Origin of the sequence: Timaviella obliquedivisa GSE-PSE-MK23-08B (genome assembly GCA_019358855.1) — a bacterium.
GTDB lineage: Bacteria > Cyanobacteriota > Cyanobacteriia > Elainellales > Elainellaceae > Timaviella > Timaviella obliquedivisa.
Genome location: JAHHII010000002.1, coordinates 368,757 through 389,179, shown reverse-complemented (window position 1 = coordinate 389,179; position 20,423 = coordinate 368,757). Strand labels below are relative to the sequence as shown.

Sequence of the window (20,423 nt, the reverse complement as noted above, 5' to 3'; positions counted from 1 at the left end):
CAGGGGGATCTGACGAGGGTATGTTGATGAGTTGTAGGCTAAACAGCGGTCTTAACAGCAGCAGGAATGGGTTCGTCGATCAGAATTTCTTCGATTTGAATGTTTCCGTGGATGTCGAGGCTATTAAGATAATCGATCGGCCTATCGGGGTTAAAAACCTTGCCGTCAAATAGCTCAATTGGATGGCGATCGGGTTCTTGATCCGGTAAGTCGAGATCTCTAGCCGCCTGACTATAGATATCAACTCGCCGGACTCGCTCTAAGATTTCGACCCAGTTTTTAGGGAAGGAAGTAATGCCCCAGCGCGCCAATTGAGTCAACACCCACAGTCCTTCAAATCGACTGGGGCAAGCGCTCTTTTCGATGTAGAACTGATGGTATCGCGGGAGGATCTGCGGAAGCTCATCCGTACCGCGATTGAAAGGCCCGACCAAACCGGGGCGGATGTACTCGAGATTAGTGCCAATGTAATCAGGCTTGCTCAGCAGTTTGACAATTTCTTCCCGATTGCGAGGGTCGTCGCAATACATGCAGGCTTCCAGCAGGGCTGTCACTAAGGCGATATGGGTGCGAGGATGTTGGCTATCCCAATCTTCCCGCACACTCAGCATTTTCTCAGGATGCCCGGGCCAAACGTCTAAATCTGTGGCAATCACAAAACCATGCCCTTCCTGGACGGCGCGAGAGTTCCAGGGTTCGCCAGCGCAGAAGCCGTCAATGTTACCCGACAGTAGGTTGGAGACCATCTGCGGAGGGGGAAGGATGACTAAATTGACATCTTTATCCGGATCGATACCTGCGGATGCCAACCAGTAGCGCGTCATCAGATTCTGCATTGAGGCAGGGTGAACCACGCCCAGGGTATAGATTTTGTCAGGATCTTTGGCGATCGCTGCTTTAAAGTCCTGGAGCGATCGCACCCCCTGATCATAGAATCGCTTGTCTAGCGTAATAGCATTGCCGTTCCGGCTCAAAATTAAGCCACTGACCATCGGCATCGGCGGGTTGCCATCGCATCCTAGGGTCATGGCGAGGGGCATTCCTGCCACGACCTGCGCTGCATCTAATCGCTTATTGGCAAGACCATCTGCGATCGCTTTCCAACTCGGCTCCCGGCTCAGGGTGACTTGGGTTAACCCATGCTTCTCAAAAAAGCCTTTTTCCTTTGCCACGACTAAGGGCGCACAGTCATTCACAGCCGCAAACCCAATGTCTAGATTCACCTTCTCTAACCCATTGCCTGCAACCACCCCCACAGGTTGACTTTTGCGCTTTTTAGCGCGCTTTTGCTGGTTGAGGAAGTAAATCATTTCGCTGCGTAGAGCATAGTAGCTAGGATGATTAACGACCTCCATGCGGGTGCGCGGACGAGGAATTTTTACCTCTAGAATTTGACCGATATGCGCTTCTGGACCGTTCGTCAGCATGACCACCCGATCGGATAGAATCAACGCCTCGTCAATATCATGGGTCACCATTAAGCAGGTCATGCCGGTTTGCTCGGCAATGTGCATCAGCTGCTCTTGCAAGCCGCCTCGGGTTAAGGCATCTAGTGCGCCAAAAGGTTCGTCTAGCAGCATCACTTTGGGGCGAATGGCGAGGGCACGGGCGATCGCCACGCGCTGTTTCATCCCACCCGATAATTCGTGCGGACGTTTGTCTGCTGCCGGTTCCAAGCCTACTAGTTTAATGTGCTGCTCAACTAGGGCGTGTCGTTCGGCTGCCGGAAGATGCTTCAGGGCTGCATTAACGCCCAGGGCAATATTCTGGCGCACGGTTTTCCAGGGCAACAATGAATAGTTTTGAAACACCACCATGCGATCGGGCCCGGGTCGGGTAATTACCGAGCCTTCTAAAACAACGCCGCCTGTCGTGGCATTATCTAACCCGGCCACAATGTTGAGCAGGGTTGATTTGCCGCAGCCTGAGTGACCAATGAGAGTGACAAATTCGCCTTCTTTAATGGTCAGGTTGATGTTTGAAAGAGCGATATAGCGATCGGCTTCGCCGTTACCGCGAGGGTCGCCTCCAGGCAGAGGAAAAACTTTATCAACGTGGTCAATTTCTACAAATGCTGTCATGGCAAATAGGGAATAAGAGGACGATGAAATTAGTGCTGTTCACCCGGAGAGATCAAATGACCCACCCAACCGACTAATTTGTCTAACACCAAGCCAACCAGACCCATGTAAATGATTGCCAAAATAATCTGACTGTTGCCGTCGCTGCCGCTGCTATTGTACGCATCCCAAATAAAGAAACCAATACCACCATTCGCTTTCAGCATTTCGGCTGCAACGATCGCTAACCAAGCCAAACCCACACCAATTCGTAAGCCTGTGAACACATAGGGAACTGTAGCGGGAATGAGAACGCTAAAAATATATTCCTGAGGCGATAAACGTAAAACTTTTGCTACGTTTTTATAGTCTTGAGGAATTTGTTGAACGCCCATTGCCGTATTGATAATAATGGGCCAGACGGCAGTAATGAAGATGACAAAGATCGCTGCGGGATCACTGTTTTGAAATACGCCCAGGGCGATCGGTAACCATGCCAGGGGAGGAACGGTTCGTAAAACCTGAATGATGGGATCAGACCCTCGGCGAATCAACATATTGCTGCCAATGATTGCGCCAACTACAATGCCAACGACAGCAGCGATCGAATACCCCAGTGCGACACGCTGCAAGCTAATCAAAATTTGCCAGCCCAAGCCTTTGTCGGTGCCGCCATTGTCAAAAAATGGATCGATAATATAATTCCAGGTATCGCTAACCATGCGAATGGGCCCCGGAATCAGAGATGTCGGGCTCAGGCACAGCAGTTGCCATATCGCCAGAATCGCCAACGTGAAAACAATGGGCGGCAAAAGCTGTGCCCCCTGCTTATTGAGCCGCTCTGACCATTGAGAAGAAGCGTTAGGACGAAGGGAGGTATTAGTTGTCATGGTGAGGATTCCTGCTGAACCTTTTAAGGTTATGAGGTTTAGTGTTTCAGTTCTGAGTCTTTTGTTACCCAGGCGGTGATAGGACTGACGGTGAAAAACTTTGTTCTGAGATACTCTCGTTCCCAGGCAAATCCTAAAAACGAGAGTATCTGGCTAGAAGTTCTTAAGCCTTCTTAATCTTGAGTCCCTTCAGGTAAGCAGCCGGATCAGCCGGATCAAACTTGGTGCCATCAAAGAAAGTTTCTACCCCGCGTGAGGTGCTCTTAGGAATAGCAGCTTCCTGCCCGATCGTCTTTGCTGCTTCCTTCCAAATATCTTCTCGGTTAACCTGATCTACCAACTTGTTCACGTCAGTATCAGCAGGTAACTTACCCCAGCGAATATCTTCAGTTACAAACCAAGCATCGTGGCTCTTAAAGGGATAGGAAGAATCTTCCTTGAAAAACTTCATCAGCAAGTTGCTGTTTTCAAGTTTGCGACCATTGCCAAAATCAAAATTGCCCTTCGCCCGCTCTAAAATGTCTTCTGCAGGTGCCTTAATGTATTTATCAGCAGAAATGATCTCACACATTTCTTCTTTGTTAGCTGGCTCATCACACCAAATTTGCGCTTCTAGAATTGCCATCGTGATCGCTTTAGCAGCTTTAGGATTTTGTTCAACCCAGTCGGCACGCATGGTAAACGCTTTTTCAGGATGATTTTTCCACAGTTCCCCAGTAGTGACTGCTGTAAAACCTAGTCCTTTGCTGACTAACCGACCATTCCAGGGTTCGCCCACACAGAAAGCATCCATGGTTTTTGTTTCCATGTTGGCAACCATTTGTGGCGGTGGAATAACGACGATATCGACATCTTTTTCAGGATCAATGCCACCTGCCGCCAACCAGTAGCGCATCCAAATATCGTGGGTGCCGCCCGGAAAAGTGACTGCACACTTAAACTTCTTGCCTGCGGCAGCGGCAGCAGTAATTCTATCCTTAAGGACAGAGCTATCGGTGCCAACCTTAAGATCTTTATAATCGTTGGACAAAGAAATTCCCTGACCATCGGTATTGAGCCGAGCCAGGATGTTCATGGGCACTGGATTGTTGCCCTTGGTGATTTTGCCCGTGGTCATTAAGTAAGGGAGGGGACTGAGAATATGGGCTCCATCAATGCCGCCGCCTTTGGCACCCAGTTCTAAGTTGTCACGGGTCACTGCCCAAGAGGTTTGTTTCTCAACCGTCACATCCGTCATGCCGTACTTAGCAAACAGCCCTTTTTCTCTAGCGATCACTAGAGGAGCGCAGTCAGTTAGGGCAATGAAGCCCAGCTTGGCAGTGGTCACTTCCGGCGCATCACCTGCGGCAACGGGAGATGGCGACGCGCCAGAAGCGCTGCCTGTGGATGCAGCCGGATTTTCGGCAGTGGAGGTACAGCCATGAACCAATAAGGTAGCAGCAGTAGTGGCGCCTGCCGCGATCATAAATTTCCGTCTGGACAAGTTAGACATATTTACCTGGTGAAATTTCAGTTTGAGAGAGCAGTTTGTGTAATGAGGAACGATTAGGCTACAACCGCTTTGCTACGGGCACCGAAATGCTCGATGAGCAAATTGTGCAAGACGGGCTTCAAATCGTCGCAGGGAATTCCCTTAGTGACGCAAGCACCCAAATGAGCATCTTTGCCCACTTTGCCGCCCATGTAGATGTCTACTCCTTCGACCGTCTTGCCATCTTTACGGACTTTGGTACCCATTAAACCAATGTCGGCAACCTGCGGCTGACCACAAGAATTAGGGCAGCCCGTCCAGTGAATTCTCACGGGTTGGGGAGCTTCTATTTCTGTTTCCAATTCTTTGATCATTGCCAGTGCCCGATTTTTGGTTTCAATTAGGGCAAAATTGCAGAACTGTGACCCAGTACAGGATACGAGCGATCGCATCAGTGGACTGGGGTTAACTGCAAACTTTTCCAACACAGGCTCTTGCAAAAATGCTTCTAGCCGAGTGTTAGGGATGTTGGGAATAATCACATTCTGTTCAATGGTTAGCCGAAGCTCGCTGCTACCATAAACTTCAGCGATTCGCGCCAGTTCAAACAGGTCAGAGGCGTATAAACGCCCTACAGGAATTAATATTCCGACGTAGTTCAAGCCGGGTTGCTTCTGCGGATATATGCCAATGTGATCTCTTTTCTCCCAGTCAATTTCATCTTTCGCGGCAGCAAAGTGAAGCGTGTGTCCGATCTGTTGCTCAACAGCCGATCGAAACCGTTCTAGACCCCATTCATCAATGAGCCACATTAGCCGTGACTTCTGGCGATTTGCACGCAGTCCATGGTCGCGGTATACTTCCAGAATGGTGCGACAGAGAGCGACGACCTCACCAGGCAAGACCCAGACGTTCAGCGGAATTGCGGCTTCACAACGCTTTGCAGAGAAGAACCCGCCCACAACGACATTAAAGCCTAGTTGAGACTCGCCTTCAACGTCTTGAAATGCTGGAACGAAAGCAATATCATTAATTTCTGCATGAATTGAATTGTCGCGTCCGCCTTCGATCGCAATGTTAAATTTGCGGGGCAGATTCGTAAACTCAGGATTTCCCTGTCCACTGTTCGTAATCATGTCCTGGACTTGTTGCACCAAGTCTCTCACATCAATTAATTCATCGCCATCTAACCCTGCCACCGGAGACGCTGTGATATTTCGTACATTGTCCATGCCTGATTGCACGCTGGTCATTTCAACGCTGGCGAGCCGCTGAAAAATATCAGGTAAATCTTCAATCCGAATGCCTCGAAGCTGTAAGTTTTGCCGTGTAGTAATATCGGCATTGCCATCTTCTCCATAGCGCTGAACAATTTCGGCGAGGACTCGCATTTGAACACTGCTGATGATGCCGCTGGGCAAGCGCAGCCGCATCATGAACTTGCCCGGAGTCACTGGGCGAAAAAAGATACCTAACCACTTGAGGCGGTGATCCCGATCGGTTTCATCCATTGCTTCCCAGCCGACTTGGGCAAAGCTTTCTAAATCTGCCTTGACTGCCAAACCGTCTTTTTCGACCTTGAGTTTTTCAAACTTGTTTAAGCTAGGCGCTTGCTCAGTCATCATAGTAACCATGGGTTTATTGATTTGGGACGAACCCAACCGAATTGGAACCACTGAAAGCTAAGGTAGGGTGAATCAACCTCTAGTTTCGTGACTTCTGTTACAAAATCTTGCAAATTATGAAGGATCTGCGAGATTTCTATGCGTCTTTTGCATTGGCTAGAGTTTTTGAAGCTGTTGTGCCGTTTGAGATACCCGTAAGGGGTTGCTGTTGATCGCGAATTATAGAAGCGCATCTTACTGCAATCGCCCTATTGCATTGGTATAAGATGACTCTTTCTAATCAATGAATAGAGAATTAGTGGGCTTGATGAGTTGGAGAATTTATAAAACCTGCTTTGTAAACAATTCGGATGGGTTCTAAAACAACTGAATAGAATAAAATATTTACAAGGAGAATTACACAGTTAATTCGGCTCCCGTATGATGTGAACAGATAGCCCCCGTCTTGAAGATAGAGGAGAACCCAGGTGGATCAGGAAACTGCTAAGCAAGTCAGTCCTTTTGGAGAGGCAGACTGTGAATCTGAAGTGAAGCTCCTCAAGCAAGAGTACAGCGAATATTTCTTTTACGAAACCCGATTCAACAGCTTATCGCTCGATCCAAACGTGTTTCTTATTGTGGGCAGACGAGGATCGGGAAAAACTGCCCTGGCTCAATTCTTCTCCTTCCAAAAGCAGCTTCGTAATACGATCGCGATCGATGTAGATGAGCCTGTAGCCTTTGACCAAGTGCTGGAAAAAGTTTCCAAACTAACAATGCAGTCTCGGGAAGTGGCGATTCCTAAAATTGCAAAAATATGGAATTTTCTAATTTGGTTAATTATCTTTAGAGAGCTAAAAGATCAAGATATTCGGATTCGGGCTGCCTGTATTTTTGGTGACGAAAATGGCAAAGTTTCTAACTTCATTCGCCATACGCTTAGCGCTTTAGTCAATCACTTTTTAGAAACCGAAGGCGATTTATTGAGTGAATTAGAAGCCATTCTTTCAGATGAGAGAATTGCCGCAGGTAAAGCAGCCGTACTGGAACTGGCGTGCAAAAAACCAATTATTGTGGCGATCGATACGTTAGAAAATTATGCCATCCATGATGACATCATGATGCGAACGATCGCAGCGCTGATTCAGTGCGGTTCCGAGTTTAATCGAGATCACGCTAGAAATGGAGTTCATTTAAAGATCTTTTTGATGGCTGAAGTTTTTCCCTACCTGAAAGAAGAAGTCATTCTTAATACGCTGAAATTCATTCGGCATGAAATTTACTTGCACTGGCGACCTAGAGACTTGATGCGACTCATTAGCTGGCGATTTCATCACTATTTACAGGCGGTGGGTCAGCTTTCTAAAGAGTCTGCCAATATTAAATGGGATGACTACAACGAAGTCCGTGAGAAGATGTGGAATCCCTATTTTGGCAACAGCTTGCAGAATGACAGAGGACTATCTGAACTGTCTTTTCCTTACGTGTTGCGGCATACACAAATGCGTCCTCGGCAACTAATCGTGCTTTGTAACAAGATCGCAGATCGAGCGTTTCAAGAGAAAACATTTCCTCTTTTTCACCCCAAAATGATTGTCAAAGCAGTTGCAGAAGGTCAGTATGCCCTGGCAGAAGAGGTACTTAACTCCTATAGTTCTGTTTATCCTAAAGTTGGTAGAATTGTAGAAGCGCTCTCGGGTTTGCCGATGATCTTTAAAGGGAATGAACTAGATAAAAGAGCGCCGCTGACTGCATCGGAATGGCCGTCTGGTGAATATTCTCCTCTGGCGTTTCGGCAACTCATCGCCGAGCTTGGCATCATTGGGCGAACGCGACGAATTGATCAAAAATCAGGTTTTGTGGAAGCAGACTTTGAATATAGTTCAAAAGCAAGATTACCGCTGATGGTAACGGATTATTGTGTGGTTCATCCAATGTTTTATCAGCGGCTTAATATTAATCTTAGTCAGAATTTGCGGGTTTATCCTTTTCCTGAACATGATGAGTTCAAAGAACTTGCCTATCAGTGAGCGATCGCAGCCTTTAAATAAATGAGTCGCTGTGGGCATTGCTGAGTAGAAGTATGAATCTACTCAAAGCCGCGATCGCCCCATTAATGATCTAGCATCTAGATTCAATTCAAAAGAATTAACCTTCCAGCTTTTTCATCAACAACTGATTGGTTAGCTTCGGGTCTGCCTTTCCGCCCGTTTGCTTCATGACTTGTCCCACAAAGAAGCCTGCCATGTTTTTCTTCCCACCTCTATACTTTTCCAACTCATCTGGGTGAGCCGCTAACACTTTGTCGATCGCCTCTTCAATCACTGTTGGATCAGAGACTTGAACTAAACCTTTACTTTCTACTAACGCTTTTGCCGATCCGCCCTTCGTTAACAACTCCGGTAAAATATCCTTACCAATCTTGTTACTAATCGTGTTCGATTCAATTAACCCAACCATCTCTGCCAGCATCTCAGGCTTAAGCGCGATCGCCCCAATGGTTAGCTTTTCATTGTTAAGATAGGCACTGATATCACCCATAATCCAGTTCGCCGCCAGCTTCGCCCCAGCCCCAGCAGCAACGGTCGCCTCAAAATATTCTGCCATTGCTCGGTCATCCGTCATCACCCGCGCATCATAAGCCGACAAACCCATCTCTGTTTCATAGCGACGGCGTTTAGTTGCGGGCAGTTCTGGTAAATCAGCCTTCCAGCGCGTCAACTGTTCTGGAGTAACTTCAATGGGCCCCAAATCTGGTTCGGGAAAGTAGCGATAGTCGCTGGAGCCTTCCTTGACTCGCATACTGAACGTCCGCTGTGAGCTTTCATCCCACAGACGAGTTTCTTGAACGATTTTTTCGCCTGCGGCGATCGCTTCAATTTGCCGCTCAATTTCATAATCGATCGCCCGATGAATGGCATTAAACGAGTTCATATTCTTAATTTCGACCTTGGTGCCAAATTTCTCAGTCCCCACTGGGCGCACCGAAATATTGACATCACAGCGCAGCGAACCTTCTTGCATGTTGCCATCGCTTACGCCTAAATAACGCATAATTCGACGCATCTCTTGAGCATATTCTGCGGCTTCCTGCCCCGATCGCAAATCAGGTTCGGAGACAATTTCTACTAAAGGAACACCCGCGCGATTGTAATCCACTAAAGAATACGTTGAGCCAGCCAGGCGATCGCTGCCACCATGCACCAGTTTTCCTGCGTCTTCTTCCATGTGCAGCCGCGTCACCCCAATGCGCTTACGACGTGAACTCCCGTCTGCATCCACTAGCTCAATCTCTAGCCAACCATGCTCAGCGATCGGCAAGTCGTACTGCGAAATTTGATAGTTTTTGGGCAGGTCGGGGTAAAAATATTGTTTGCGATCGAACTTGCTGTAGGGCGCAATCTGAGCATTCAACGCCAGTCCTGCCTTAACTGCATACTCCAACACCTTTTGATTCAACACAGGCAGCGTCCCTGGTAGCCCCATACACACCGGATCGATGTTAGTGTTGGGGTCAGCGCCAAACTGAGCCGAACTGGTGGAAAAGATTTTGGTTTCGGTACTGAGTTGGCAATGGGTTTCTAGACCAATAATTGCCTCGTACTGGGTTTTGACGGGGGTTGCAGCAGTCATAGGGGCGATCGTAATTTTGAGCTAATTCTAAGCAGTATATCTATTTTACGACTAAACACTCATGACGAGTAATGTTAAATGCTGAAAGGTGGATCAATGATCGCTTCTCGTTTCTGCCGCACTGAGTTTACTAAGAAAACATGTGCACAATTTGCTAATTCTTTAACCCGAATGATCCGCTCTTGAATCATTCCTTGCTCTAAAAGCCAAGCCCGATACGTTCCTGGCAATAATCCACACTCAATCGGCGGCGTGTACCATTGTCCGTCCAGTTCAACGACCAGATTTCCAGTACAAAATTCGGTGAGTTCTCCGTTTTCATTCCATAAAATAACGTCGTCGTAACCAGGGCATTGCTGTTGTGCTTGCGCGTAAATTTGGCGATCGCTAGTTTTGTGGTAAAGGAAAACGTGGCTAGATTTTACTGGAGAGGGTGCAAGGCAAACTCGTAAGGGCGTGTGAGTTTGAACAAGTAGACTGGATTCGTGGGTTAAAGTACCTTGGCTGGAGAGAAGCAGACGGACTTTTTGAGGATGCGGTGGAAAGGTAAGGGCGATCGCTTTGAGGTAATTTTGTACCGTTGATTGATCAGTTGGAAAGGCAAAGTACTCGGCTGATGCGATGAGTCTTTCAAGGTGCAAATTTAGTAAAAAATAGTCTTTTTCAGGTGTCCAGAGCAGCGTTTCTAGCAGTGAAAATTCGGGTGGCTGGGCAGTCAGAATTTTGGCTTTTGTGCGACATTCTTCAAATTCTTCTCCTGCTTGAGAGTCCCAAACGATGCCACCGCCCACTCCATATTCTGCGGTTTGGTCGTTCTTATTAATGAGAACGGTGCGGATGGCAACATTGAATTGCGACGTTCTATCAGGCGTAATAAACCCGATAGTGCCCGTGTATATTTTGCGGGGCGTATTTTCTAATTCTGCAATAATTTTCATCGTTTGCCGTTTAGGTGCGCCTGTAATAGAAGCACAGGGGAAGAGAGCTTGAAAGATTTCACTGAGAGTGGTTTGGGTATGGCATTGAACCGAGGATGTCATTTGCCAAAGGGTAGGATACTGCTCAATGTTGAAGAGGCTATTGACTTTGACGGTGCCTACCTGCGCGATGCGTCCTAGATCGTTGCGAATCATGTCTACAATCATGATATTTTCAGCCTGGTTTTTTTTGGAGTTTTGCAGCCATTGAGCGAGGAGGCGATCGCCCTTATGGGTCAACCCGCGTGGAACAGTACCTTTCATGGGTCGGCAATGAATTTCGTGGTGGTTTTGGCGAAAAAAGAGTTCTGGCGAGGCACAGCAAATTGCCCAGTCTGGGGTTTCAATAAAAGCTCCATATTGGGCGTTTTGAGCAAGCTGGTTGAAGTAGTGCCAAGGGGATTGTGGAAACTGAGCGTTGAGGCGAAAAGATAAGTTGACTTGATAGGTAAGACCTTGGCAAATGTAGTGTTTGACCTGGTTAAAGGCTTCGTCATATTGAGCTCGGGTGATGTCGGGTATCCAGTTCAGGGGTTGGGACAAGGAGAGTGGAGGCAGGTTAATGACTTCGGGTTTGGAATAAAGTCCAAACCAGGCTAGGGGAAACAGAGTCGGTTTGACCGTAAAGGCAGGATCAAACGCGAGAGAAGCTTCGTAGCTTAGAAAACCTGCGGCGTACAAATGGTGTTGATCGATTTGTTGTTGAAGCGTTTCTAAGAGGGACAGAACTTGGTCGGGCGTGTGGGCTACGAGGATGGTTACAGGATCGTGGAAATCAAGCCAAGTCTGGCTTTGAACGTCGTGGATGATAACGGTAGGTGCAGTGGATGCCATGCTAATTTCTATTCACGAGGTGTTGCCCTGATTCAATTAAAGTGAGACTGTAGGGTTGCTGAGCAAAGGCTTTTGCGTAAGATGCAGTGAGATAGGTTTGATAGGTTTTATCCTGACTAATAAACGTTTTAAAGAATGCTGTGTTGAATGTTTTTAGATAATTTTGCGTAACATTAAAAAGTTCATCAGAAAGCATGGCACGGTTAGTGCCTGTAACGCGATCGAGTAACTGTAAAATAACACGGGTATGGGGCAGCTTTTGGGATACTGCCAGGTACTTCTTAGGAGATGGTAACGCATTAAACATAGGAACTTGTTCAAGCAGGAGAGGCGTAACGATATCTTCGTTCGTGGCTTGCCAGAAAACAGGAATACGAACCTGGTTAATGCCCTGGCTACCGTAGAGATGTTTGCTAGATGGAACGAATAAAAATATGGCTTTGATGCGATCGTCCTTTAACTGATACTTGTCACGAGGAAGTTCTAGGGCACGACATTGGTAGAGAACAGCAATGTTGATAATGTTAATTTGATTACCACAGTCCTGTTCTAGCTGATTAAAGTTGATCGTTGCACCTGCTAAAGCAAGGGCTGCGGTGCCGCCTAAGGAATAGCCAAACATTCCCACTTGGTGCAGGTTGAGTTGATTGTTAAATTCGTTGGCATTACGGCGGGTGAGTTCATCTAGCACAAAGGAAATATCTAGGGGGCGATCGATAAAGTCTTGGCTGTCAAAGTTTTCGCTATAGAGTCCTTTGAAGAAATCTCTCTGACGCTGGGCGTTGCTGCCGGGATGATCGAGAACTATGGCTGTGAAGCCCTGGGATGCTAGGTGTCGAGCCAGGTCTTTGAAGTGGCTACGTTCGCCACCTAAGCCGCCGGAAATGAAAATAACGGGAGTCGGGTTTGAAGTGTTGGGACGATAAAGATCGATCGTGAGGGGGCGACCTTCGGGGTATCTGCGAGGCAGCGCGCGTTTTTCATCTTTTAAGCTTAACGCTTGCGTGACTACCGCAAGTTTTCCAGGCTGTCGTAAATCAGGTATTTGAGTTGGATCTACTGGAGGGTTAGACTGAGCAATTTTTGTGGTTTCTTTTTCTAAATCTGCAACAAAAGTATCGGTTTCTTGAATTGTTGTTTTGAGTTGGTTGACAAATTTTAGGGTGCCTGTAAGATTTAGGCGGAGATCAGTCGGAAATTTTTGGAGGAAGTTGAGAAGGCTGAGTCCTTCAGGATCGGCAGCAGCTTGGAGGAGAGCAGCCCGGATAGCATAGAATCCGTTCTGGCGATCGCGGGTTTGAATTAGGTCGCCAAGGCGGGTAATCAACCGTTCGGCGGTGACAGTATAAGTGACACGGGAGAGAGTAACCGGGTTAACCTCGTTTTTAAGGCGAAGGAGTGTTCTAATTTGGTCTTGTCGTTCAGGGCTGAAGCGATTGAGGATGAACTTCAAATCGGGGGGAATGGTGCCCGTTTGAGCAAATTGGTCGAGGTCATCTACTGCAACAGAAAACTCGAAAGGACCATAGTTGAAATAGATGCGGTCGGCGGCTTTAGCAGGAGCAGCGATCGCGATGATAGCAGTGAGAATGAAAGTAGCGAGCCAAGCTTGGGGTTTGCAAATCATCGTTTAAGCAGTAGGGATAAACTTCTTTTAAGTTTGCTGCGTAGCAGAGAGAGATAACGTCGGACGTGGGTAGTCGGAGTCAGATATTTTTTGAGCAGGGTGGTGATGTCATGGGGTTGGGGCGATCGCCATTCTGCCACTAAATTTAGCTGCTGGGCGAGAAACTTTTCTTGACAGGTTTGGCGCTGAATTTTGCCGCTGGAGGTTTTAGGCAGGCTACCGGGTTTGAGGAAGGCGATCGCGTAGACATCAACAAAGTGTTGGTCAAATACTGCCCAGCGAATCGCCTCTACAGTAGTTTCTACGTCTAGGCTGTGGCGATAGTGGCGATCGACTTCTAGGGCAATCACGAGCTTTTCTTCGCCCTCTACGGGTACAGCAAAAGCAGCGCTGGCATTGGAACGGAGAGCCGGATGGCAGTTTTCGGCGGTTTGTTCAATGTGTTGGGGGTAGTGATTGAAGCCCCAGAAAACCAGGATTTCTTTAAGGCGACCTGTGATGTAAAGCTCCTGGTTTTTGAGAAAGCCGAGGTCGCCAGTGCGCAGAAAGGTTTGATCGGGATATTGGGTGAGGGTGGCTTGGAAAGTTTGCCGAGTTTGTTCAGGCAAATTCCAATAGCCTTTGCCAATCCCTGAGCCAGTCACCCAAATTTCTCCAATTTGGTCTGAGGGACAAGGCTTGAGAGCCTGGGGATCGACGATGACGATTTGAGTGTCTAGCCAAGGGCGACCACAGCTAATGATGGAGCGCTTTTCAGGATCGGCGGCACTGGTTTCGATCGCTCGGTTCTCTTTCAGGAAAACTGGGTTGAGGTCAATGATAGTGGGCGGCTCGGTTTTGATGCTGCCCGTAATCAAGAGGGTAGCTTCTGCCATGCCGTAGCAAGGATAAAAGGCGCGGGAGCGAAAGCCACATGGAGCAAAGGTCGCGGCAAATTGGCTCAGGGTTTGGGTGCGGATCGGTTCGGCTCCTGTGAAGGCGACTTCCCAATGGCTCAGGTCAAGGGTTTGCCGCTGTTGAGGGGTTGTTTGACGGCAGAGAAGATCGTAGGCAAAGTTGGGGGCACCGCTGGTAGTCGCTTGGTAATGAGAGAGGGCTTGGAGCCAGCGAACGGGTTTTTGAATAAAAGCAAGGGGAGACATGAGAATGCTAGGAATGCCCAAGTGCAAGGGCTGAAGGATATTGCCAATCAGTCCCATGTCATGAAAAAGAGGAAGCCAGCCGACGCTGATGGTTTGCGGGTTACTGCCAAAGGCAATTTCCAAGGTTTTTTGATTGCTGCGGATGCAAGCATGGGTGACCATTACGCCTTTAGGGATGCCTGTAGAGCCGGAGGTGTATTGCAAAAAGGCAAGATGCTCGGCTGTGATCAGAGGTAAGGGCGATCGCCCAACTGAGGCAAGTTGATTAGTGATGATCCACGATTGAGGAGTCAGCGGACGAAGTTTGGAGTGAAGAGCAGCTTCGGTGAGAATAATTTTGGCTTGGGCGGAAGTCAGACGTGCCTGAAGATCGGTAAAGTCTTGTTGGTTGCGAGGCGGGTGGCAAGGCACCGCAATGACTCCGGCGCAAAGACAGGCATAGAAGGCGGTAATGAACTCTAGTCCTGATTCATAGGAATAGATCAGAAGGGCTCTTTCAGTGGCATAGGGGGCGAGATGTGTGGCGATCGCCTCTGCTTTTCCTGCCAGTTCTGCGTAGGTAATAAGGGTAGGAGCGAGTTCGCCGTTCTTCAAAAATATGTAAGCGGTCTGATTTGCTTGAACTTGAGCCCGGTGGCGTAATAGGTCTACTACGGTTTGCATAGGTCTGGGCTTGCGTCTGGGCTTGCGTCTGGGCTCGCGTCTGGGCTTGCGTCTGGGCTTGCCAAATGAGTGGCGATCGTAACTTCAGATTATTATCAGGCTGGAGGAGTGATTCGTCAGGATTTTTTATGAAAATTGCGATTTTGAGTTCTGGGTTTTTGCCCGTAGTCGATGGAGTAACAGTGGCTCAAATGAATCGGCTACGGTGGTTGAGTCGATGGGGACACGAAGTGCTGTTATTTTGTCCTGATTACCAGTCTATTGAAAAGGTGTATCCAAATTGGCGGGAGTTCACGGGGCAAATTTTGCCAGGGGTGAGGATTGTGAACTTAGCAAGTACGCCCTACATGGGAATTGAGTTTGAACGAAATGTTAGCTCGAAATCTTATGAAACAGTGCTTCGAGAGCTAGTCTCGTTTCAGCCAGATGTCATTCATGTCGATGAGCCGGAGCGATTGGCGAATGGTTTACTCCGGTTCCCAGGCATAAAATTTGCTAAGAAGATAGGGATTCCTTGCGTAAGTTTTTTCCATACTAATTTTGTGGAATATGCAGAGGACTTTTTGAAGGTGCCAATGCCAATATTGCGCGGGTTGCAATTTATTTTGAGGCGGCTGTTTGCCTGGGTGTATAACGCCTATGATGTGACGCTGGTAGGAAGTCAGGATGCGTACGAAAAGGTAACGCAGATGGGAATTAGAAATGGATTGCGGGGGAATTTTTTGGGAGTTGATTTAGAGAGGTTTAAGGGGGAATTGCAGGAACAAAATTTTTTCGAGAAGCAATATGGATTAGAGAATTTAGCAGAAAAGGTGAAGTTGGTGTTTGTGGGACGGTTAACGCCAGATAAGGGTTGGAAGTTTGCAATGAACGCTCTGGAGAAGATGGCGCGACAGCAAGACATGAGTCAGATCGCGATTTTAATCGCAGGAGAGGGAGAGATGCGCGCTGAAATTGCGGAGCGGTTAGGGAAATTGGCACATTTCTTAGGACGGATTCCCCCAGACGATATCCCGGCTTTGTTGGCAAATTGTGATGTACTGGTCACGGCTTCGGAGAAGGAAACGCGAGGACTGACCATTCTGGAAGGGTTTGCAACAAGACTTCCGGCGATCGCGCCTCATGCAGGGGGAGTCACTGACAGTATTCAAGATGGTGTTAATGGATTTTTATTTGCTCCAGGCAATGTAGATGATTTTGCCAAGAAGTTGAATCACCTAATTAACGATTCTGATCTGCGTCGGGAAATGGGAAGGAAGGGAAAAGAATCAGTGCAGGCATACGATTGGGAGCAAACCATAGGGAATTTGGTGAAAGCTTGGGAGCAAGAGATCACGCGGAAGCGGCTCTAGAGTGTAGCTCGACAAACTGGCACAATTAACCTACGAAGGATGCGAGAGCATGGTTTATTGATCCCAAGCATTTAGGAGAAGGTGATGAGTGCTTCTGAGCGGGAGATGCAGCCAACTTTAGTCGATATCTTGCGCGATCGGGCGCTTCGTCAGCCAGAGCAGGTTGCTTATACGTTTTTGACAGATGGGGAAACTCAAGCCGTCAGTTTAACTTATAGGGCTTTAGCTCGTCGTGTAGGAGCGATCGCGGCGCGGTTGTCGGATTGCTGTCGAGGGGGCGATCGGGCATTGCTGCTGTATCCGCCTGGATTAGATTATGTCGCGGCTTTCTTAGGCTGTTTAAGTGCTGGAGTCGTTGCAGTTCCAGCTTATCCTCCTCGTCCAAACCGCTCTCTCAATCGGTTGCTGCATCTAGTAGAGGATGCTGAAGCGTCGGTGATGTTAACTACGCCTGAGATTTTGGCACAGTTAAAGCAATTACCAGAACTACAAGGCTTGAAAGGGTTAGCTGAAGAGGATTGGGGCGAGGGAGAACTACCGGATTTAGCATTAGGAAAGTTGGCGTTTTTGCAATATACCTCAGGTTCGACCGATGAGCCCAAAGGAGTAATGGTTTCGCATGACAATTTGCTGCACAATCTGGCGGCAATTCAAGAGCGATTTGGATATTCGGATGAGAGTTGTGGAGTCATTTGGCTGCCTCCTTATCACGATATGGGGTTGATTGGTGGCGTATTGCAACCGCTGTATGGCGGATTCCCAGTCGTGTTAATGTCGCCACTCATGTTTATGCAAAGCCCAGTCCGATGGCTGCGAGCGATCGCTTCCTACAGTGCAACCACAAGCGGAGGGCCAAGTTTTGCCTACGAGCAGTGCGTCCAAAAAATCAAGCCGGAGCAGATATCGGATTTAGACTTGAGCCAATGGCAGGTTGCATTCAATGGGGCTGAACCAATCCAGGCTGAGATATTAGATCAGTTTGCAGAGTTGCTCCAGCCCTGCGGCTTTCGGCAAGAGGCATTTTTTCCTTGTTATGGACTGGCGGAGGCAACCTTGATGGTGACGGGAAAAGTCAAGGGAACGCCAGGAGCAGTCAAGCATCTACAAAAGTCAGCATTAGAAAGACATGAGGCGATCGCTTTCAACCCGCAAGGAATGACAGGAGCGGCTCAAACTGATGGTTGTCAAGCTGATTGTAGTCAAGCTGATTGTAGTCAAGCTGATTGTAGTCAAGCTGATTATTGTCAGGTCGTTAGCTGTGGACAAGGCTTATCAGATCAGGAACTGCAAATCGTCCATCCCGAAACATTGCAGGTTTTACCAGATGGACAAGTGGGAGAAATTTGGGTAGCGGGAACAAGTGTAGCGATGGGGTATTGGAACCGGGAGGAAGAGACAAGCAAAACATTTAGGATGACTTTATTAAACAGTAAAGGATTAAACAATGGAGGGAAATCCTTCCTAAGGACAGGAGACTTAGGCTTTTTAGAGGGGAATGAATTATTTGTAACAGGTCGATTGAAAGATCTGCTAATTATCCGAGGAATGAATTATTATCCCCAGGATATCGAAAAAATTGTTAAGAATTGTCACCCATCAGTTTCCCTTAACTCTGGTGCAGCGTTTACGGTAAGAGTAGAAGGAGTTGAGCAACTTGTGGTGATGCAGGAGGTCAATCGGACGGCACTGAATGGTTTGAATGCGAATGAAGTCGTGGGATCAATTCGCCAAGCAATCTCAGAACATTATGATTTGCAGGTGTATGATGTCGTTTTGCTGAAGCCCGGAAAGATTCCCAGAACATCCAGCGGAAAAATTCAACGGTTTGTTTGTCGAACGAGTTTTATGGGTGGAACGCTTGAGGGAGTTTGTTATTGGACAAATTCTACCTCTCAGGAAGAGGCAAGGGAGGTGCGATCGCAGCTTGAAACGACAAAGTTTGAGCAACCAACCGAGCTAGAAATCCAGGATTGGTTGAGCCATAATCTAGCAATCTACCTAAAAGTGCACCCCGACGAAATTGATACTAGTCAGCCGTTTGCTTACTATGGGCTGGATTCGTCGGTTGCCGTTAGCCTGACAGGCGACTTAGCCAATTGGTTACATTTAAAAAAACTCGACCCCATGCTCTTTTGGGAGTATCCTAATATAGAGGCATTAGCTCAGCATCTGGTTAGCATCCATTTGTAGAACTTAAAGATTCGTCAAGATTCGTTAAAGGTCGCGATCGCGAGGATTAGTAAATTCTATCGATCGCTTTATCCCCAATGCATATCTTCCCATCCTGTGCTAATGTCCTCATAGGATTATTTTCGGCTGTGCACGTGGTTATTTACGTTTCTCCGAATCTAACTCTCTATACCCCCTCTGATTCTGGAGATTGATTTCATGTCGATTTATGTCGGTAACCTATCCTTTGAAGCAACACAGGATGACCTGACTCAAGTATTCGCTGAGTACGGAACCGTCAAGCGCGTTCAACTGCCCACCGATCGAGAAACAGGTCGGATGCGTGGCTTTGCATTTGTGGAAATGAGCACAGATGCTGAAGAAACTGCTGCTATTGAAGCGTTAGATGGTGCTGAATGGATGGGTCGTGACCTTAAGGTCAACAAAGCTAAGCCTCGTGAAGAGCGCGGTTCCTCTGGCGGAAGCTGGGGTGGCGGCGGTGGCGGTGGCGGTGGCAACCGCGGTGGCGGTGGCGGTGGCGGCGGCTCTCGCCGTTACTAAAATTCATTCCTAGGTTTTTTCTAAAAATCTAGTGTTGTGACGGTGCAGGTAGGTCAATGACCTACCTCATCTTTATTTGGGGCATTTTCATTGCTCTGGTTCGTTCATTTGGAGAGGCGATCGCATGGCTCAAATTATTCTCGGTGAAAATGAAGGGATTGAGTCAGCACTCCGTCGTTTCAAGCGTAAGGTTTCTAGGGCGGGAATTTTTCCTGATATGAGGAAATATCGCCATTTTGAAACCCCAATTGAGAAGCGTAAGCGTAAGGCAATGGCACGCAGCAAGCAACGCCGGAAGCATTTTAGTAGTTGAGCTTATTTTATAAAACCACCAGTGCATGATGTGTTGAGTGGTTTCTTTTTTAGTAAGTTTTATGCTCTTTATTTTTGCTATTACTTTTTCTGAAAATTATCCAATTACCGTTGCACTAAGATTGGATAATTGTAAACAAAGCCATTATTTAACTCATTGAACTATTTGCTGTTTGGTTCTGATATTCAGATTAGCCAAAGCGCATCTAATGAACTTATCAAAAGAACTATCTAGCTAAAGGGCTTTCACCTTCTCTTCTTCGCCAATTGCTTAACGGTATTCTCAATGGAATCCTAGCCTCGAAGCTAAAAGACTATGACACTCTGAATGGAGCGATCGCTTTTTATTTTTACTATCAAATCTACCTGACTAACTTGTGGTCAGGATGCTCTCTCCAATTTCTCTGAAACTAAATCAAGCTTAGAGGATGTCTGAGAAGTATCAAAGATTCTTACACTCGCCCCCCAACCCCCCATTCTGGGGGACTTCCGAACCAATGCTCCTTCAAAGTCCCCCAGAATGGGGGATTTAGGGGGCGGATCGGATAGCAATCTAGACTTCTCAGACATCCTCTTAAACTAAGTCGGGATGACAGGATTCGAACCTGCGACATCCTGCTCCCAAAGCAGGCGCGCTGAATTTTGAAATGGCTTTTAAGCAATGATCCTACGCTACAAATCAAGCTTAAAAACTTCATTCCTTAGAAATTCCTTAATCAAGCTTTTTCTCGCCTCAACCGTTGGCAGAGAACTTGCAAAAGACTAAAAACTTGAAACTCATTTTTGATTTATTAAAAATCATATTTGACTTTTTTAATTTAATAACTGAATATATAAATATCGAATTCAGGAAAACACAATATGAGTGGCAGAATTTCTACCTCTGTTCGGCTCCCCGAAAAGGATTTGTGGTTCATCGACGCGACTTCACGTGCTCTTGGATACAAGAACCGAGGCGATGCACTATTCGCAGGCTACCTCAGCTTCTTAGAAGAAGAACACGGGGATAACGCCATGATCCGAGCAGCCCTCAAGGCTCGGAGAGCCAAAGTTCAACCTGCTCAAACCAACGCAGCTTAAGTCTTTTATCCACAAAAAAAGAATTAGCTCCAGTCCCGCCAAAGACCC

The 20,423-nt window shown here is 47.4% G+C and carries 14 protein-coding genes; 6 read left to right on the top strand and 8 right to left on the bottom strand.

What is annotated here, in order from left to right:
• Nucleotides 1-38 precede the first annotated feature (38 nt).
• The 4 genes from KME11_05305 to KME11_05290 all read right to left on the bottom strand — a co-directional run bounded on the left by KME11_05305 (nt 39) and on the right by KME11_05290 (nt 6,043).
• The gene (locus KME11_05305; protein ID MBW4514624.1) at nt 39-2,081 is read right to left on the bottom strand and encodes a nitrate ABC transporter ATP-binding protein; all 2,043 of its coding nucleotides are present in this window, start codon (nt 2,079-2,081) and stop codon (nt 39-41) included.
• A gap of 29 nt (nt 2,082-2,110) precedes the next feature.
• Complete coding sequence (ntrB, locus tag KME11_05300) at nt 2,111-2,950, bottom strand: nitrate ABC transporter permease (GenBank protein ID MBW4514623.1); 840 nt, start codon at nt 2,948-2,950, stop codon at nt 2,111-2,113.
• 163 nt (nt 2,951-3,113) lie between these two features.
• Entirely contained in the window at nt 3,114-4,442 is a 1,329-nt protein-coding gene (locus tag KME11_05295; protein ID MBW4514622.1) for an ABC transporter substrate-binding protein, read from the bottom strand.
• Nucleotides 4,443-4,495: 53 nt separating this feature from the next.
• Nucleotides 4,496-6,043, bottom strand: a complete 1,548-nt coding sequence (locus tag KME11_05290; GenBank protein ID MBW4514621.1) for a ferredoxin--nitrite reductase — start codon at nt 6,041-6,043, stop codon at nt 4,496-4,498.
• Nucleotides 6,044-6,513: 470 nt separating this feature from the next.
• On the opposite strand from KME11_05290, the gene KME11_05285 reads away from it, so the two are divergent.
• The gene (locus KME11_05285; GenBank protein ID MBW4514620.1) at nt 6,514-8,055 is read left to right on the top strand and encodes a hypothetical protein; all 1,542 of its coding nucleotides are present in this window, start codon (nt 6,514-6,516) and stop codon (nt 8,053-8,055) included.
• 118 nt (nt 8,056-8,173) lie between these two features.
• On the opposite strand, the gene gatB is transcribed toward KME11_05285, so the two are convergent.
• The 4 genes from gatB to KME11_05265 form a co-directional block, all read right to left on the bottom strand.
• Nucleotides 8,174-9,658, bottom strand: a complete 1,485-nt coding sequence (gatB, locus tag KME11_05280) for an Asp-tRNA(Asn)/Glu-tRNA(Gln) amidotransferase subunit GatB (GenBank protein MBW4514619.1) — start codon at nt 9,656-9,658, stop codon at nt 8,174-8,176.
• Between the two features lie 74 nt (nt 9,659-9,732).
• Complete coding sequence (gene pabB / locus KME11_05275) at nt 9,733-11,469, bottom strand: aminodeoxychorismate synthase component I (protein MBW4514618.1); 1,737 nt, start codon at nt 11,467-11,469, stop codon at nt 9,733-9,735.
• Nucleotide 11,470: 1 nt separating this feature from the next.
• Nucleotides 11,471-13,096 carry an alpha/beta hydrolase gene (locus KME11_05270; GenBank protein ID MBW4514617.1) on the bottom strand — a complete coding sequence of 542 codons (1,626 nt, stop codon included), beginning with the start codon at nt 13,094-13,096 and terminating at the stop codon, nt 11,471-11,473.
• Complete coding sequence (locus tag KME11_05265) at nt 13,093-14,901, bottom strand: fatty acyl-AMP ligase (protein MBW4514616.1); 1,809 nt, start codon at nt 14,899-14,901, stop codon at nt 13,093-13,095. The genes KME11_05270 and KME11_05265 overlap by 4 nt, the downstream gene beginning before the upstream one ends.
• A 128-nt stretch (nt 14,902-15,029) precedes the next feature.
• On the opposite strand from KME11_05265, the gene KME11_05260 reads away from it, so the two are divergent.
• The 5 genes from KME11_05260 to KME11_05240 all read left to right on the top strand — a co-directional run bounded on the left by KME11_05260 (nt 15,030) and on the right by KME11_05240 (nt 20,375).
• Nucleotides 15,030-16,253, top strand: coding sequence for a glycosyltransferase (locus KME11_05260; GenBank protein ID MBW4514615.1), 1,224 nt, complete (start codon nt 15,030-15,032; stop codon nt 16,251-16,253).
• An 84-nt stretch (nt 16,254-16,337) separates the two neighbouring features.
• Nucleotides 16,338-18,443 carry an AMP-binding protein gene (locus KME11_05255; GenBank protein MBW4514614.1) on the top strand — a complete coding sequence of 702 codons (2,106 nt, stop codon included), beginning with the start codon at nt 16,338-16,340 and terminating at the stop codon, nt 18,441-18,443.
• 198 nt (nt 18,444-18,641) lie between these two features.
• Nucleotides 18,642-18,983 (top strand): RNA-binding protein, encoded by a 342-nt coding sequence (locus tag KME11_05250; protein ID MBW4514613.1) that lies wholly within the window; start codon nt 18,642-18,644, stop codon nt 18,981-18,983.
• Between the two features lie 124 nt (nt 18,984-19,107).
• On the top strand, nt 19,108-19,296 hold the full coding sequence (rpsU, locus tag KME11_05245) for a 30S ribosomal protein S21 (protein ID MBW4514612.1): 189 nt from the start codon (nt 19,108-19,110) through the stop codon (nt 19,294-19,296).
• A gap of 860 nt (nt 19,297-20,156) precedes the next feature.
• On the top strand, nt 20,157-20,375 hold the full coding sequence (locus tag KME11_05240) for a ribbon-helix-helix domain-containing protein (protein ID MBW4514611.1): 219 nt from the start codon (nt 20,157-20,159) through the stop codon (nt 20,373-20,375).
• The last annotated feature ends 48 nt before the right edge of the window (nt 20,376-20,423 follow it).

Coding starts and splice junctions, on each gene's coding strand:
- KME11_05265 (MBW4514616.1), bottom strand. CDS start 14,901: ATGCAAACCGTAGTAGACCTATTACGCCACCGGGCTCAAGTTCAAGCA.
- KME11_05295 (MBW4514622.1), bottom strand. CDS start 4,442: ATGTCTAACTTGTCCAGACGGAAATTTATGATCGCGGCAGGCGCCACT.
- ntrB (MBW4514623.1), bottom strand. CDS start 2,950: ATGACAACTAATACCTCCCTTCGTCCTAACGCTTCTTCTCAATGGTCA.
- gatB (MBW4514619.1), bottom strand. CDS start 9,658: ATGACTGCTGCAACCCCCGTCAAAACCCAGTACGAGGCAATTATTGGT.
- KME11_05260 (MBW4514615.1), top strand. CDS start 15,030: ATGAAAATTGCGATTTTGAGTTCTGGGTTTTTGCCCGTAGTCGATGGA.
- KME11_05305 (MBW4514624.1), bottom strand. CDS start 2,081: ATGACAGCATTTGTAGAAATTGACCACGTTGATAAAGTTTTTCCTCTG.
- KME11_05270 (MBW4514617.1), bottom strand. CDS start 13,096: ATGATTTGCAAACCCCAAGCTTGGCTCGCTACTTTCATTCTCACTGCT.
- KME11_05255 (MBW4514614.1), top strand. CDS start 16,338: ATGAGTGCTTCTGAGCGGGAGATGCAGCCAACTTTAGTCGATATCTTG.
- rpsU (MBW4514612.1), top strand. CDS start 19,108: ATGGCTCAAATTATTCTCGGTGAAAATGAAGGGATTGAGTCAGCACTC.
- pabB (MBW4514618.1), bottom strand. CDS start 11,469: ATGGCATCCACTGCACCTACCGTTATCATCCACGACGTTCAAAGCCAG.
- KME11_05250 (MBW4514613.1), top strand. CDS start 18,642: ATGTCGATTTATGTCGGTAACCTATCCTTTGAAGCAACACAGGATGAC.
- KME11_05240 (MBW4514611.1), top strand. CDS start 20,157: ATGAGTGGCAGAATTTCTACCTCTGTTCGGCTCCCCGAAAAGGATTTG.
- KME11_05290 (MBW4514621.1), bottom strand. CDS start 6,043: ATGACTGAGCAAGCGCCTAGCTTAAACAAGTTTGAAAAACTCAAGGTC.